The 14,865-nt window shown below is 33.2% G+C and carries 13 protein-coding genes; 5 read left to right on the forward strand and 8 right to left on the reverse strand.

All coding sequences use genetic code 11. From position 1 onward, the window contains the following. The first annotated feature begins 8 nt into the window (after positions 1-8). Positions 9-1,319, forward strand: a complete 1,311-nt coding sequence (locus GQ47_RS22400; protein ID WP_035653336.1) for a porin — start codon at positions 9-11, stop codon at positions 1,317-1,319. Between the two features lie 2 nt (positions 1,320-1,321). Here the strand turns inward: GQ47_RS22400 and GQ47_RS22405 are convergent, their stop codons facing one another. From GQ47_RS22405 to GQ47_RS22415, 3 genes are all read right to left on the reverse strand, one after another. Further along, a complete protein-coding gene (locus tag GQ47_RS22405; RefSeq protein WP_035653339.1) occupies positions 1,322-2,392 on the reverse strand; it encodes a glycosyltransferase in 1,071 nt (356 codons plus the stop codon). Positions 2,393-2,618: 226 nt separating this feature from the next. Beyond that, entirely contained in the window at positions 2,619-3,218 is a 600-nt protein-coding gene (locus GQ47_RS22410) for a hypothetical protein (protein WP_035653342.1), read from the reverse strand. Between the two features lie 63 nt (positions 3,219-3,281). After that, positions 3,282-6,713: a hypothetical protein gene (locus tag GQ47_RS22415; RefSeq protein WP_035653344.1), complete on the reverse strand. Its 3,432-nt coding sequence runs from the start codon at positions 6,711-6,713 to the stop codon at positions 3,282-3,284. Between the two features lie 196 nt (positions 6,714-6,909). Here GQ47_RS22415 and GQ47_RS22420 point away from each other — a divergent pair, with 196 nt between their 5' ends. Next, the gene (locus GQ47_RS22420; RefSeq protein WP_035653346.1) at positions 6,910-7,971 is read left to right on the forward strand and encodes a helix-turn-helix domain-containing protein; all 1,062 of its coding nucleotides are present in this window, start codon (positions 6,910-6,912) and stop codon (positions 7,969-7,971) included. Positions 7,972-8,085: 114 nt separating this feature from the next. Further along, the gene (locus GQ47_RS22425) at positions 8,086-10,479 is read left to right on the forward strand and encodes a TonB-dependent receptor domain-containing protein (RefSeq protein ID WP_035653348.1); all 2,394 of its coding nucleotides are present in this window, start codon (positions 8,086-8,088) and stop codon (positions 10,477-10,479) included. Between the two features lies 1 nt (position 10,480). Here the strand turns inward: GQ47_RS22425 and GQ47_RS22430 are convergent, their stop codons facing one another. The 5 genes from GQ47_RS22430 to GQ47_RS22440 all read right to left on the reverse strand — a co-directional run bounded on the left by GQ47_RS22430 (position 10,481) and on the right by GQ47_RS22440 (position 13,170). Beyond that, on the reverse strand, positions 10,481-10,705 hold the full coding sequence (locus GQ47_RS22430) for a DUF5808 domain-containing protein (RefSeq protein ID WP_035653349.1): 225 nt from the start codon (positions 10,703-10,705) through the stop codon (positions 10,481-10,483). A gap of 26 nt (positions 10,706-10,731) precedes the next feature. Next, positions 10,732-10,929 (reverse strand): hypothetical protein, encoded by a 198-nt coding sequence (locus tag GQ47_RS23525; protein WP_152561079.1) that lies wholly within the window; start codon positions 10,927-10,929, stop codon positions 10,732-10,734. A 41-nt stretch (positions 10,930-10,970) separates the two neighbouring features. Continuing rightward, entirely contained in the window at positions 10,971-11,132 is a 162-nt protein-coding gene (locus GQ47_RS23685) for a hypothetical protein (protein WP_193745240.1), read from the reverse strand. 212 nt (positions 11,133-11,344) lie between these two features. Next, the gene (locus GQ47_RS22435) at positions 11,345-12,604 is read right to left on the reverse strand and encodes an aspartate kinase (protein WP_035653351.1); all 1,260 of its coding nucleotides are present in this window, start codon (positions 12,602-12,604) and stop codon (positions 11,345-11,347) included. A 65-nt stretch (positions 12,605-12,669) separates the two neighbouring features. Then, the gene (locus tag GQ47_RS22440) at positions 12,670-13,170 is read right to left on the reverse strand and encodes a GNAT family N-acetyltransferase (protein ID WP_035653354.1); all 501 of its coding nucleotides are present in this window, start codon (positions 13,168-13,170) and stop codon (positions 12,670-12,672) included. A 171-nt stretch (positions 13,171-13,341) separates the two neighbouring features. Between GQ47_RS22440 and fbp the strand changes: the two genes are divergently transcribed. Together fbp and GQ47_RS22450 are read left to right on the forward strand one after the other, a co-directional pair. After that, on the forward strand, positions 13,342-14,349 hold the full coding sequence (fbp, locus tag GQ47_RS22445; protein WP_035653356.1) for a class 1 fructose-bisphosphatase: 1,008 nt from the start codon (positions 13,342-13,344) through the stop codon (positions 14,347-14,349). Between the two features lie 61 nt (positions 14,350-14,410). After that, positions 14,411-14,812, forward strand: a complete 402-nt coding sequence (locus GQ47_RS22450) for a hypothetical protein (protein ID WP_035653358.1) — start codon at positions 14,411-14,413, stop codon at positions 14,810-14,812. The last annotated feature ends 53 nt before the right edge of the window (positions 14,813-14,865 follow it).

Raw genomic sequence — 14,865 nt, forward strand, 5'->3', positions numbered from 1 at the left:
AAAGAAAAATGATAAAAAAAATAGTTCTTGTGATGACAATATTGCTTACAATAGCAGTAAATGCACAAGATGTAAATCAGCAGAATGTAAATAAACAAGAAGTAAAAAATGAAGTACTTCGTATTTTAGATTCTATTAATAAAGCTAAGCTTCCAGAAACAAAATCTGGAGGAGGTATTGAAGAACATTGGTACGATAAAATCTCTTTAAGAGGTTATGCCCAAATTCGATACAATGGTTTGTTTTCTACAAATGATAAAGTTGCTTGCGACCAATGTGACAGATCTTGGGGAACAACTTCAACCGCTCCAGACGCAAAAGCAAACAACGGACTTTTTATTCGTCGTGCCCGTTTAGTGTTTTCTGGTCAGGTTCATCCTAATGTGTTTTTCTATTTTCAACCCGATTTTGCCAGTTCACCAGTTACCGGAATCCAAAATTTCGTTCAAATTCGCGATTTGTATTTTGACCTTTCTTTTGATAAGAAAAGAGAATATCGTGTTCGTGTCGGACAAAGTAAAATTCCGTATGGATTTATAAATATGCAGTCTAGTTCGCAACGTTTAACCTTAGATCGTGCAGATGCAATAAACAGTTCAATAGCAAATGAACGTGATTTGGGACTGATTTTTTATTGGGCTCCAGCCGAAATCAGAGAGCGTTTTGCCATGTTAGTAAAAGATGGTTATAAAGGTTCAGGCGATTTTGGAGTTTTTGCTTTTGGAGTTTATAACGGACAAATTGCCAATAAAATAGATGCAAACAGAGATTTGAATGTAGTAGCCAGAGTTTCTTATCCTTTTGTAATTGGAAGCCAGATTATTGAACCTGGAATTCAGGCGTATGACGGGAAATGGGCTTTTACAGACGAAATTTCTACGGGAGTTATTGTTAATGATCCTAAATATGTGAAAGATGAAAGAGTAGGTGCAACCTTTGTTTTGTATCCAAAACCTTTCGGAATCCAAACGGAATATAATATAGGTAAAGGACCTCGCTATAATCCAGCAACAAATACTGTTGATGAAAAGAGTTTGAATGGAGGTTATGTTTTACTGAATTACAAATGGGACTACAAGAAACAGCATATTTATCCTTACGCCCAATTTCAATATTATGACGGAGGCAAGAAATATGAAAAAGATGCCAGAAGTTATGTGGTGAGAGATTACCAATTTGGTATAGAATGGCAGCCAATCAAAGCATTCGAATTAACTGCCGAATATGTTATCGCCGATAGAACTTTTGAAGACAGCGCCCGCCCGATTAATAGACAAGAAGGTAACTTATTAAGATTACAGGCGCAGTTTAACTTCTAATATTATTCTTCAAAAACTGAAAATAATTTATCCCAGTCAATATCATTTTTAAATTGGGACAATCCTTTAAACGACTTTACTTTTGAAAGATCTTCAATGGTAAAGTCGTCTTGCATTGCATACGGTACCAAATTTTCTTCCTGAAGTTTAATCGCCAGATATTCCTGTTCATATTGCCCCGGTGTTGGAATAAAAAAGGCTTTTTTGCCCAATTTTGCCAAGTCCATAACAGTTGTATATCCAGAACGGCAAAGAACAAATTCACTCTCATTGAAAGTCTGTTCCAGCTGTTTTGAATTCATAAAATTATAATAGGTAACATTTCCTGCCTGCCATTTGCTTTGTACTTTCTCTACGATACCTTGAACAAAGACCACTTTTCCTTTAAAATTAGAAACTTCCTTTTGCAATTTTTCGTCCAGATAAGTGCGTTGAGGTTCAGGACCCGATAAAATAATCATTAAATCATAAACTATTGGCGTTTCCTTTTTTTTCATTCTGCTTAAAGGGCCAATATATTTTAAATTAAGATGATCATTTTTAAGATGTCCTAAATCTCCGGTAAGATTAGTTTCTTCATTTGTATCAGGAACCCAGCATTCAGTATATTTTTTAATAATATGCTGATGGCATTTGCTTGTAAACCAAGTTGTATTTCCTGTCATCACATTCAATTGATGTGTCATAAAAACAGACGGAACTCTTTTACTGAAAACGCCCAATCGATTATCAGAAATGATACCATCAATTCCATGTTTTTTGATCCAGGAATTCACGACTTTTTTCTCATCCAAAATAGCTGTAATCATTTTTGGAAGATTCTTAATCAGTTTCCATTTGAAGTTTTTGCCGTTTTTAGCATATTCAATATGATAAGAAGGCAATTCTAAAGTTTGTATATACGGAAATTCTTTTCGCAATAAAGCAAGCGCAACTCCATCAGAAGCAATAATCGGAATGAAATTATTCTCTTGAAGCGCTTTAATAATTGGGATACATCTAGTGGCATGGCCTAATCCCCAGTTTAATGGAGCAACTAAAATTGTTTTGTTCGCAGAATAGTCAATGCTCATATGTTTATACGCTTTTTAAAAAACGAAGATAAAGAAATATGTTTTTGATGATATTTCGGACATATTACTAAATTATTAACTGAATATTTTTTTTGAGGTTCTAAGGTGCTGAGGTTCTAAGGGACTAAGGTTTTTGCTTGATAAACAAAAAAGCCGAACTTGCGTTCGGCTTTTTAAATGTCGTATTTCAATAACTTAGAACCTTAGCCCCTTAGCGCCTTAGTCCCTAATCCTGAATATAAGTTTTGTTTCCATTTTTGTTGATGTAGTATTTACCGCCTTTTGGTCCGGTGTATACTTTTTTACCGTTGTATTCTCCTGTAACTTTATCTGGTGTTTTTGGAGCTTTTTCGTTTGTTTCTTTTAAAGTCTTAGAAGCTGATTTTTTAGCTTTATCGGCTTCAGTTTTTGCACTTTTGCTTGCAGCATCAGCTTTTGTGGCTGATTTTTTTGCTTTGTCAGCTTCGGTTTTTGCTTTTGCAGCTTCTTTATCTGCAGATTTTTTAGCAGCGCTAGCTGATTCTTTTTTAGCTTTTGTTGCAGCTGCGGTTGCATCATCTGCTGCTTTTTTAGATTTGTCTGCTGCTTTTTTAGCATCGCTAGCCGATTCTTTTTTAGCTTTTGTTGTAGCTGCGGTCGCATCGTCTGCTGCTTTTTTAGATTTGTCTGCTGCTTTCTTAGATTTGTCAGCTTCTTTTTTTGCGTCAGCTTTTGCTTTTTTTGCAGCTGCTTCAGTTTGGCTCTTTGTTGCTTTTACAGCGGCGTCCTGACCATAGAAATTAGATGAGAAAACAACTATAAAACAAAGTAATAATAATTTTTTCATAAGGTTACATGTTTAAATTTCTATTAAAATTAATCAATTTATTGTCACCTTTTTCGCATCGCATTAAAAATATGCACGAAGGTTTACGTTTCCTGTGTGTATGGTTGCTCCAGTTTCGCTTTTTCGGCCTTGATAGTTTAGATTGATATCCAAAAATGATGTTATGTTTTTTTGCAAGAGCAGTTTCCAGACTAAATTTTGTCCTGCCTGAAGTCCTTCAAGCATTTGATATCCGACCGATGAAAATTCATTTCCGTTAAATTTGTTGTCATAAAAAGAAAATTCGCCATTTAGTGTTACTTTTTTTTCTCCGGCAAATGAAAATGATGTTCCAAGTCTTTTTTGAACCAAAGTTTCTAAATTTCCAATTTGGTTTTCTTTATTCTGAAATTCATAAAAGAAATCCAGACTTGTGTTTTTTGAAAATAAATAACTGATTTTTGGCGCGATTTGATAGCCTTTTAAATCATAGTTTTTTTCTACAAAATCTTCTGAAACTAAATCGGTTTTTATGGTTTTGGTGAAAAAATTAAAAAGCCAGGTCTTTTTATATAAATGGGTGTATTGCAATTGATGCGAATTGTTCGTGACATTTTGCGAACCTACAGAAAGCAGATTTTTTCCTTTATTGACTAAATAAGAATAGGTAACCGAATGTTTTTGTTTGCTTCGATTAAAGTACAAACTGTTTCTCAAACTTGAATTCAACCCCAAAATATTTTCTTCCGAAGATTCAAACGGATTTAGTTCTAAACGCTGACCTTGGCTTTTTACTTTTCGATCCATAATAAAGGAAGTTTGATTATAGAAATACGAAGCAAATTTTTTCAGACCTTTTTCATTTTGCCATTGCGTCGGGTTTAGCGTCACTGATTGTGAAAATTTGTTTTGATTGGTTTTTATATAAACCTGATTCGGCAAAAAGATTCTGATAAATCGCGCCTGATCTGGAAATTGAGCAATTTCAAATTCTTCTAATTCCTGAATTCCATTACCATTATAATCGTTCCAGGTATAAACACCTTGCCCAGTTGGAACTTCAATATAAGTGAATTCCTGTTGAGCAATAGTTCCTGAACTCGTTTCATAAGCGGTTCCAGCTTGGATTAATTGATTAAAGAAACGGTCATTGTATAAAATTCTCGAATTCAAAGACGGTTCATTTCCCCGATTTGGATCTGTAAAATCTAAATTTCTATAACTCGCATAAACAGCCAAATTTGTTTTTTTATTCTGAATTAATTTCGATTTTAAATAATAAGTCTGCGAATTGTTGACATGTTGCAGTAATCCATTTTGTAAACTGTCATTTTTACGTTGCAGAAAACCCAATTCCACAAAAACTTTAGTACTGTCGCCACGCCCGACAAAACCACCAAATTCTGAAAATCTTTGGCTTAAAGCCGAAAACTGATTGGTTGTTTTGTCTTTTTCCTGATTGTCTTCAAGTTGCATGCTGGCGCCAATCCAGTTTTTGCCAAAATGATATTTCGTTCGCGTTTGATTTCGAATAAACTTTGAAGTTGATGTTGTCGCATCTGAATTCAGGAAACTTCCCTGATTTTCAAAAGTCCATTTTTTTATTTTAAAAAACGCGGTTGTAGTGTGGCGCGTTCCTGTATAACTTTCGCTAAAATCTAATTTCTCAAATTGATACGTCAATAATCCAACATTTGAAGTTTTCTTCTTCGCAAATAAATCAAAATTAAAACCAGTAGATAACAAACTCTGATTGCCAAAAAGAGTGGTATTTAAGTTCCAGTCGCGATTAAATTCAATATTATATAAACGCTCAACCGACTTGAAATTTTCTGCAACATATTGATAATTTGCAAATGCGTCAAGTGTCCAGCTTTTCGTAAAAAGACGTTTTTTGAGATTGGTTTTAAAAGCAATTCCTTCGTTGTTTCCATCGTCAATACCCGAAAATAAATTTTTGTCGTTGTTGCTAACGGCAAGTTCAAAATCGGCAAGTGTTTTTTCATTTGGATTGTATTTTCCTAAAAAAGTAGCAACCTGAAGCTTTATTGGCGGAACTAATTGCACAATTGGTTCATAATTTCCCTGAAGAATTCCGTTTACCGGCTGTACATATTCATAAATTCTTTCAACCGAATTATTATTTTGGATAATGTAATTTCCGGCATTATTTCCCACAAGACTGAATTTTACATTGTACAAAACATCAGCAGGATTATTCGAATATTCATAAATTTCAACTGAATTGATAAATGTTTTTTTGTACAAAATTTTATTATCCGCATATTTATCTTCATAAGCAGAAGGCGCTTTCATTAAATCCGGATTGTCGCCCGCATTTTTCAAAACCTGAACCTGATCTGCAGAAAGATTTTGCTGCAACGGCTGATTTTTCAAATCACTTTCAGAATAAATATAACCGCCAAAACTCCAATTTTTATTTTCATGAGTTCCACCGGCATAGGTTACCAATCGGTTGTAATTTCGTTCCGAATATTGATATTCAATATTAATACGCATTTCAGAAGTGATTGTGAAAAGTGACGTAAAAACAATTTCGCCCGCATTATAATCAATTACATAATCGTTGTTTTCACCGCGTTTTAGCAAAACACCATTTACATAAACGCGCTCAGAACCTGAAATGACCAAAACATACAATTCGCCGTTTTGACCTTTCAATTTATACGGACCTTGATTTCCTTCTTGTCCTGTAAAAGTACTTTTTGCATATTGTCCTTTTACAAAAGCCACCGAAGCGAAAATGTTGGTTTTGCTTTTTTCAGTATCAAAATCGAAACTTGCAGAAAGTCCCTGAACCTTTTTATTGAAATTAAGAAATTGCGTTTTATGATTTTCCAGAAAAACGTCGCCTGCGCGAATGTTCCAATCGTCGCTAAAAAGTTCCATGAAAATATTGTCAAACTGATCCAGCTTTTGCGAATAACCACCATCTTGTAACGGAATATTATTGTCCTGAAGAGAAGCCCGCAGACTGACTTTGTCGGAGATTTTTCCGGTAATCTGCAAATCTAAGTTAGAATTTAAAACCGTATTTTGATTGTTTCCAACTGTAACGCCACGTGTAATGCTCCCAGAAGTACTTAAACCATCAAATGGAACAACTTTTTTGGTGTTTTTGTTGTCAATTTTATACAGTTTTTCAGAACCGGCTTCATTGCTGACTACTTGATCTGATTTGTAAAGACTATATTCTTTGGTAATAAAATCTGGATATTTTAAATAATTGACAATTAAAGTATCTGAAATCGAAGTGAATTTTTCATTTAAAAGAAGTGTTCCTTTTTGAAAATCAATTTTATAAAAAGTAGAATCGACAGCTTCATTTTTAGTGTTCAAAAGCTGAAAGTAACTTGGATTTATACTGAATTTTTCCAGATGAATGGTGTCGCGGGAAGCAATTACTTTTTTTGTTTTATACGATGATTCTGTTTCCTGTGCATGAAGCCCAGAAAACCAGATCAAAACCGTTAAAAACAGTAATTTTTTCAGCATAAATACTTTAACTCTAAAAATTCAAAAGTAGTATTTATAATCAAGAAATTGTGAGGCTTTTATTTATTGGACAATTGATTGATTTTAAGTTCGTTTTCTCATTTTAAACCTTGTTTTTAATTATAATTTGAAGTATAATTCTCATCATAAATCAATCTTTTTTTTAGCTTTGCTCAAGATATAACGAACTTAAATTATGGATACCAGCAAAGAACTCTTATTTTTTTTTAGCGCTTTGGGATCTTTCAACGGAATTATTTTGGGAGTTTATTTTTTCTTTTTTACAAAGAAAAAATACCTCACAAATTATTTCCTTGGTGCACTTTTGTTTGCATTAAGCATACGAATTGGAAAATCTGTTTTTGTTTATTTTCATCCCGAACTGCCAAAAATGTATTTGCAGTTAGGGCTTACTGCTTGTTTTTTTATTGGTCCGTGTTTGTATTATTTTCTAAGATCGGCGGTTGAAGAAATCAACATAATGCCAAAATCCTGGAAAATGATGCTCCTTTTTTGGGGAATCCTGATTGTTGGTGCCGGAATACTATATCCGTACCAAACTCATACAACGCTTTGGAGTTTCTATTTTATTAGAATGATTTACTTTCAGTGGTTTGTATATATTATTTTTTCAGGATTTACAATTCGTACTGTTTTAAAGAAAATTTTCAATGCAAAAGAAAAAACCAGTCCGTCTGAAATGTGGTTTGGAACTCTTTTTCTCGGAAATTTTTTATTATTTCTTTTTTACTTTTTAGCGATTATGGGTGCTCCGGCAGCAACTTATATAAGTGGCGCTGTTGTTTTTTCTTTTATTTTGTATCTAATCATTTCTATTCTTTTATACCGAAAAAAAACCGACGATTTGTTTCTGTTGAATAGTCAGAAGGTTTCCGGAAAAAAAATAGATGCAGGCGAAGCCGTTTTTATTTCTGAAAAATTAGAAAATATAATGAATGAAAAAGGTTTGTATAAAAATCCAAATTTGAATTTACAGGAGTTGTCGCGGGAAATTAATATCTCAAGTCATCAATTATCACAGTTTTTAAATAATAATCTGGGAAAGAATTTTACCAGTTTTGTAAATGAATTTAGAATAAATGAAGCTTGTAAAATTATTACTTCAAATGATAAACTGACTTTAGAATCTGTTGGTTACGATGTTGGTTTTAATTCGAAGTCGACATTTTTTGCGGCCTTTAAAAAACATACCGGAACAACGCCTCTAAATTATCAGCTTCAGGCTTTACAACCGTAAAACAGAGTGTCGATTTATAAATCCGTACTCCTGATTTAACTTTCGATTACCTCATTTCGTGATTTAGAACTGACTTTTGTTGCTGCAAAAGTCAAATCTTAATCCCTAAATTTTATGAGGTTTCTAATTCTGGTTTCTATTTATGTTTGTTTTTTTCTTTTTAATTCTGTGGCTTCAAACGCGCAGTCAATCCAAAAAATTTCAGGCAAAGTTGTCAATCGAAACAATGAATTGATGATGGGAAATGCGTCTGTTTTTTCTGTTCGCGATTCTGTAATTATCAAACAACAGGATTTCTTAGATGGGGTCTTTCAATTATCAGATATCAACCAAAATGAAATTATTCTGAAATTGACTTCGGTAGAATTTGCAGATCAATTTTTGAGCATAAAATTTTCAAATTCATCAAACATTGATTTAGGCTCAATTATAGTCTCAGAAAATAATAATCAGTTAAATGAGGTTGTGGTGAAAAGCAATCCGTCATTATTAAAATATGGAGCCAACGGAAATATCGATGTCAATGTAAACGGAACGGTTCTCGCAACGAGCAGTTCGGTAAACGAATTGTTGGGAAGAGTGCCAAATGTTGTGGTTGCCGACGGAGAAATCAGCATTGTTGGAAAAGGAGAAGCCATTATTTATCTCAACGGAGTTTTGATTAATTACGAAAGGTTTGCGGCAATTCCGGTTTCACAAATTCAGAAGATCGAAGTCATTTCCAATCCGTCTGCAAGATACGATGCAGAAGGAAAAGCTGTCATCAATATTATTACAAAGCAAAATGTTGAAAGCGGTATAATGGGTACTGTCAATCAGCACATAACAGTTTCTAAATTTGGCGGAACACTTTATAACACGCTTTTTGATTTTAATTATTCTAAAGGAAAGTTTTCTTTTATAACCAATTACGGTTTGCAGTTAGGAAGAAACCGCGAGTTGCTGTACACTACCAGAACTCGCCCAAATCCTGATGATTTTATGAAATCTGAATTGACAACTGATTGGAAAAGAAGATTTAATAATTATTCTAATTTCGGATTCGGACTTCAATATAGTTTTTTTCCAAATAATTATATTTCATTGGCGTATAGCGGAAACGTGAATGATTTAGGCGGAATTACAGAAAGCAGGAATTCCATAACCAACAATTCAGGAATTAGTTTTTATGCTACAGATGTTGACCGAAACGATGTTTTGTTAAACCAGTTTATTAATTTGAATTATAACTGGACAACCGATAAAGGTTCTACACTGTTTATAGGGTCACAATTTTCAAATTACAATCAAACTATAAGAGATTTTATTGAAGAAAGCAGTTTGGTAGAACAAACCGATTCTGAAAGAGATTTGAAGAATAATGTGGGAAGTCGAATCAATATAATCGCAGTTCAAGCCGATTATTCGAAGAAAATTAATGAAAAAACAAAACTTGAAGTAGGAGCCAAGTTGAGTCATGCCACAATAAATTCAGGAACAGATTTCCTGATTGCAGCTGATAATGTAAATTTTGAGCTGGACGATGCGCTTTCGAGTGATTTTGAATACAATGAAAAAATTGCGGCTTCTTACTTTAATTATATTGGAACATTAAACGAAAAAGTCAATTTTTCTCTTGGCGTAAGAGCCGAAAAAACAAGTTATGATTTATTCACAAATGCCAACGGAATTCAGAAATTTGAGAAATCGTACAGTAATTTTTTTCCAAACGCACTTTTAAATTTTGATCTTTCAGAAGATTGGAAAGGACATTTTTCTTATGTTTCCAGAATTACAAGACCGAGATACCAGGCTTTAAATCCGTATGTGATTTATCAAGATCCGTTTACGACGATTGAAGGAAATCCGAATCTTCTTCCAGAAAAAACACATGCTTTTGAAATAGGAGCGATGTACAAAAAGTTCGATTTTAAAGTTGGCTACACTTATAAAATTGATCCGATTTCTGCGGCGGCTTTGCGTGGTGATACACCAAATAGCTATATTTTAAGAGCGCTGAATCTTGAAAAAGGGCATACTTTTTTTACTTCGCTTTCCAGATCTTTCAACATCAAATGGTGGAATTCTGTTAACACAGCAAGTATTACCTGGCAGAAATCGGTAGACAATTATTATGCATTTGCTTTTAGTCCCGTAGAACCTCAGATTTATTTATATACTAATAATACATTTACGATTCCTAAGCTTTTTAAATTGCAGCTTTTGGCCTGGTATTTAAGTGATAGAAGTTATGGATTAGGAAGCGAAAACAGTCGCTCGACTGTAACTTTAGGAATAGAGAGAAACTTTTTTAAAGATGCATTAAAGCTCAATTTTACCGCAAACGACATCTTTCATAAGTTTATGGTTTCTGGCGATTATAATGTTGGACAGACTCAGATTTATTATCACCGAACGTATAGTACCGATTATTTTAAATTAATTGCAACATACAATTTCGGAGATTCTAAAAAAACGACTTATAAAAAATCAGAAGTTGAGCAGACGGAGAATAATAGAGCGAGGTAAATTACTTGATGCTTTCTGAAATAACCATTAAAACAAGAATAAGAATAACACAAATAAACACCGAATTAGGATTTGCAAAATTAATAGTCCAGCCAAATTCTTTTATTCTTTTAGGAGGAAACATCCTTTTGTCTTCTGGGTTATAATAAAACATTCCCCAAACCCAATTATTAGGATCGTTATGCCAATTGTTTTTTTCTTTTTCGGATGGTTCTTGATTTTCCATATCAGGAATTAGTAGAAAGATCGTTATTACTTATTCGTTTTTCCTTCTTTTAGCTGTGTATAAGTAATGAGAATTCCAATTGTAGCGAGAAAAGGACCAATCACTAATCTAAAATCGGAGTAAGAAATGTCTTTGACGTTTTTTGTAAGCAACGGACTTAAAGATATACCGATGTATAATAAACTAAGAATAATAAAAACAAGTAAAAAGTTCTTCTTGGTCATTTTAAGTTTTTTAGATTATTACTATTCTCTTTGTTTTTTGGTTAATCTTTTTTGAGACTCAAACCAATTATATTTATGATGAAAGCTGCTAACAATAAAAGCATCATGTTAGCGAACATTTTGTCTGAAAGAAAATGTTGATTGGCATTAAGCATCATAATAGCTACAACAACCCACGTCATGATTTTTACACTTTTATACATAATATATTGTTTGGGTTTAAAATTATTTGATAGTTAATAGGTTTTATATTTTTGATAAATGTAGTAATTTTCTGTTGATAAATTTAATACGAGGAAAGAATAGAAGAAAGAGTGTCGAAAAGTGAAGAATATATAAAAAAGGCTCCACTAATTAAGTGAAGCCTTTTTGAAAATATATTTGAATTGAAATAATTACCTTTTATAAAGCAATATTAATTTAGCTCTTTAGTCACAATTTGCATGGTTTCGCGGCTAACTTGTTTCAATAAAACTTCTTTATCTTTTTCAACCGTTTCGGCAGCTTGTTCCGTAAAGTGACGTATTGTATATAAGGTTACATTTTCGCTGTAATCAACTTTGAATTTTTTCGAAAGAATTGCATTCAAATCATTGAAATTTCCAAATTTATCTTCCACACAAACAGAGAAACTAATTGCAGAATTCTGAATCAAATTCACTTTGATTTTAAATTCGTGGAATAAACCAAAAATCTCGCTAATGTTTTCTTCCATAATGAAAGAAAAATCAATTGAAGAAAGCGAAATTAAAAGTTGTTCTCTTTTTACGATAAAACATGGATACTGAGGCTCTAAGTCAACACCTTTAGAAACGCAAGTTCCTTTTAATAAAGGATTAATGAATGATTTTACGTATAGCGGAATTTCTTTTTTCTGTAACGGTTGTAATGTTTTTGGGTGAATTACTGTAGCTCCGTAAAAAGCCAATTCGATAGCTTCACGATACGAAATTTGATTTAACAAACTAGCATTTTCAAAATAACGAGGATCGGCATTCATAACCCCAGGAACATCTTTCCAGATCGTTACGCTTTCAGCATTTAAGCAATAAGCAAAAATTCCGGCAGTATAATCAGAACCTTCACGACCAAGAGTTGTAGTAAAATTGTTTTCGTCAGCACCTAAAAATCCTTGTGTAATGTTTAGCTGTTTTCTTGGAACATTTTTGCTGATGTTTTGTTGAGTTGCTTCCCAATCTACTTCAGCATCTCTATAGTTTGCATTGGTTTTAATGAAATTGCGAACATCAAGCCATTGTGTCTGAATTCCTCTGAAATTCATGTAGTGACTTAAAATATTTGTAGAAATCAATTCTCCAAAACTTACAATTTGATCGTAAACAAAGTTATAATTTGGTGATTTATTGTGTGCTAAAAAATACTCAAGTTCAGAAAATTGCTCATTTACAGCTGCAAAAACCTGATGATTTTCATCTTCAAATAAATCCAATAATATTTGATTGTGGTATTTTTTTATTTCCTGAACAGAAGAATTTAATTCTGCCGATTTATCAAAATAATTCTTTATTACAACTTCAAGAGCATTTGTTGTTTTTCCCATAGCCGAAACTACAAGAATTACGTCTTCATAACCTACTTTTTGTAAAACGTCGTATACGTTTTTAATTCCATCTGCATCTTTTACCGATGCTCCTCCAAATTTAAATACTCTCATTATTAATTTATAGATTTTTAGTTTTTAGATTTCAGATTTGAGGCGAAATCCTATGTTTTTTGTTTTTATAATTTTTCTAGAAACGAATTAACTCCAGCTTCGTCCATTTGAACAACTTGCCAGTCTTCCAGAATTCTTGCGCCAGAATTCTTGTAAAAATTAACTGCAGGTGTATTCCATGCCAGAACATTCCATTCAACTCTTCGAACACCATCTTTTTTTCCTTGTTTCATGATTTCAGCATAAAGCGCCGATCCCAAACCTGTACCGCGCATTTTTTCTTTTACAATCAAATCTTCAAGATGTATCGTTTTTCCTTTCCAGGTAGAGTAGCGGTAATAGTACAATGCAATTCCAACTATTTCTTTTCCGTTTTTACTTTCTTCTGAATCACTTTCAATTTCGGCAACAAAAACCTGAAAAAGCGGTTTTTCTCCAAATCCGTCACGAACTAAATCTTCTTCTGTAATTACGACAGCTTCCGGTTCTTTTTCGAATATTGCCAGCTCCTGAATTAATCCTAAAACCGATTTCATGTCTTCGGGATTTCCTTTTCTAATATTCATTTATTCGTATTATTAAGTGTTTATTAGCTAAAAAAGCATTTATTTATAAGGTACTTTTTGCTATTAATTAGCAAATATACAATAGTAGCAAACTAACAAAATAATTTTTAAATCATTCTCACAAAATAAGCGATATTTGTGACTTTAAATTAAAACTATAACGATATAGCAATGGAAGAACGCAATAAAACACTGGGAGAGTTTATTATTGAGAACCAAAAAGCATTTCAGTATTCGTCGGGAGAACTTTCCCGGATTATCAACTCTATACGTTTGGCGGCAAAAGTCGTGAACTATAAAGTTAACCAGGCAGGACTTGTGGATATTATTGGCGCCGCAGGCGAACAGAATATTCAAGGTGAAGACCAGCAAAAATTAGATGTGTATGCCAACGAAGTATTTATCCAGACGTTAATAAACCGTGAGATTGTCTGTGGTATTGCTTCAGAAGAAAACGACGATTTTATAACTGTTCAGGGGAGCGACAACAGTCATAATAATAAGTACGTGATCTTAATGGATCCGCTTGACGGATCTTCAAACATTGATGTAAATGTTTCTGTAGGAACGATTTTTTCTGTTTTCAGAAGAATTACACCAATAGGAACCCCGGTAACAAGCGAGGATTTTTTACAACCGGGAATCAATCAAGTGGCAGCAGGTTATGTAATTTATGGAACTTCGACAATGCTGGTTTATACAACTGGACATGGAGTAAATGGTTTTACATTGAATCCGGCAATTGGTACATTTTATCTTTCGCATCCAAATATGAAGTTTCCGGAAAACGGAAATATCTATTCGGTAAACGAAGGAAATTATGTTCATTTTCCGCAAGGAGTAAAAAATTACATCAAATATTGTCAACGTGAAGAAGAGGACAGACCGTATACTTCTAGATATATAGGAAGTTTAGTAGCCGATTTTCACCGAAACATGATTAAAGGCGGCGTTTATATTTATCCGACAAGTTCAAAAGCACCAAAAGGGAAACTACGTTTGTTATATGAATGTAATCCGATGGCATTTATTGCAGAGCAGGCGGGAGGAAAAGCCACAGACGGTTTTGGAAGAATTATGGAAATCCAGCCGACAGAATTGCACCAAAGAGTTCCGTTTTTCTGCGGAAGCAAAAATATGGTTGAAAAAGCCGAAGAATTTATGGCCGAGGTTGAATAGCGATACGATTATTTTACGCAACCTTTTTGTGTTTTCAATATCTATTAAATAAAATAGACTTATGAAAAATATATTTGTTTTAGTTGTCTTGGTTTTTGCTTTATTTGGCTGTTCTAGTGATGATTCGTCATCTCGTTCTTCTAATGAAGATTCGTCTGAGTTAAGAATTCGATTGTCGAATGCCAGTAAATTCAATTTTCAAAATATTACAGTAAATACTACAACTGGTAATGTGAATTTTGAGAATGTAAATTCTGGACAGAAGACAAAATATAAAGGTTTTTCGGTTGCGTATAGCTACGCATTTGTTGAATTACAAATTGACGGGAAAACTTATACATTACAGCCTATTGATTATGTTGGAGAAACACCACTAGAAAAAGGAAGCTATACTTATGAAATTACCGCAAATGATTCTCAAAATCAATACGGAAAATTGAATTTGAAATTAATTAAAGATTAATGCACAATTCAATTTTATGAAAAACCCCGAAAGATTTTTGAAATCTGTCGGGG

It is taken from the genome of Flavobacterium sp. ASV13, assembly GCF_000745775.1.
Classification (GTDB): Bacteria; Bacteroidota; Bacteroidia; order Flavobacteriales; family Flavobacteriaceae; genus Flavobacterium.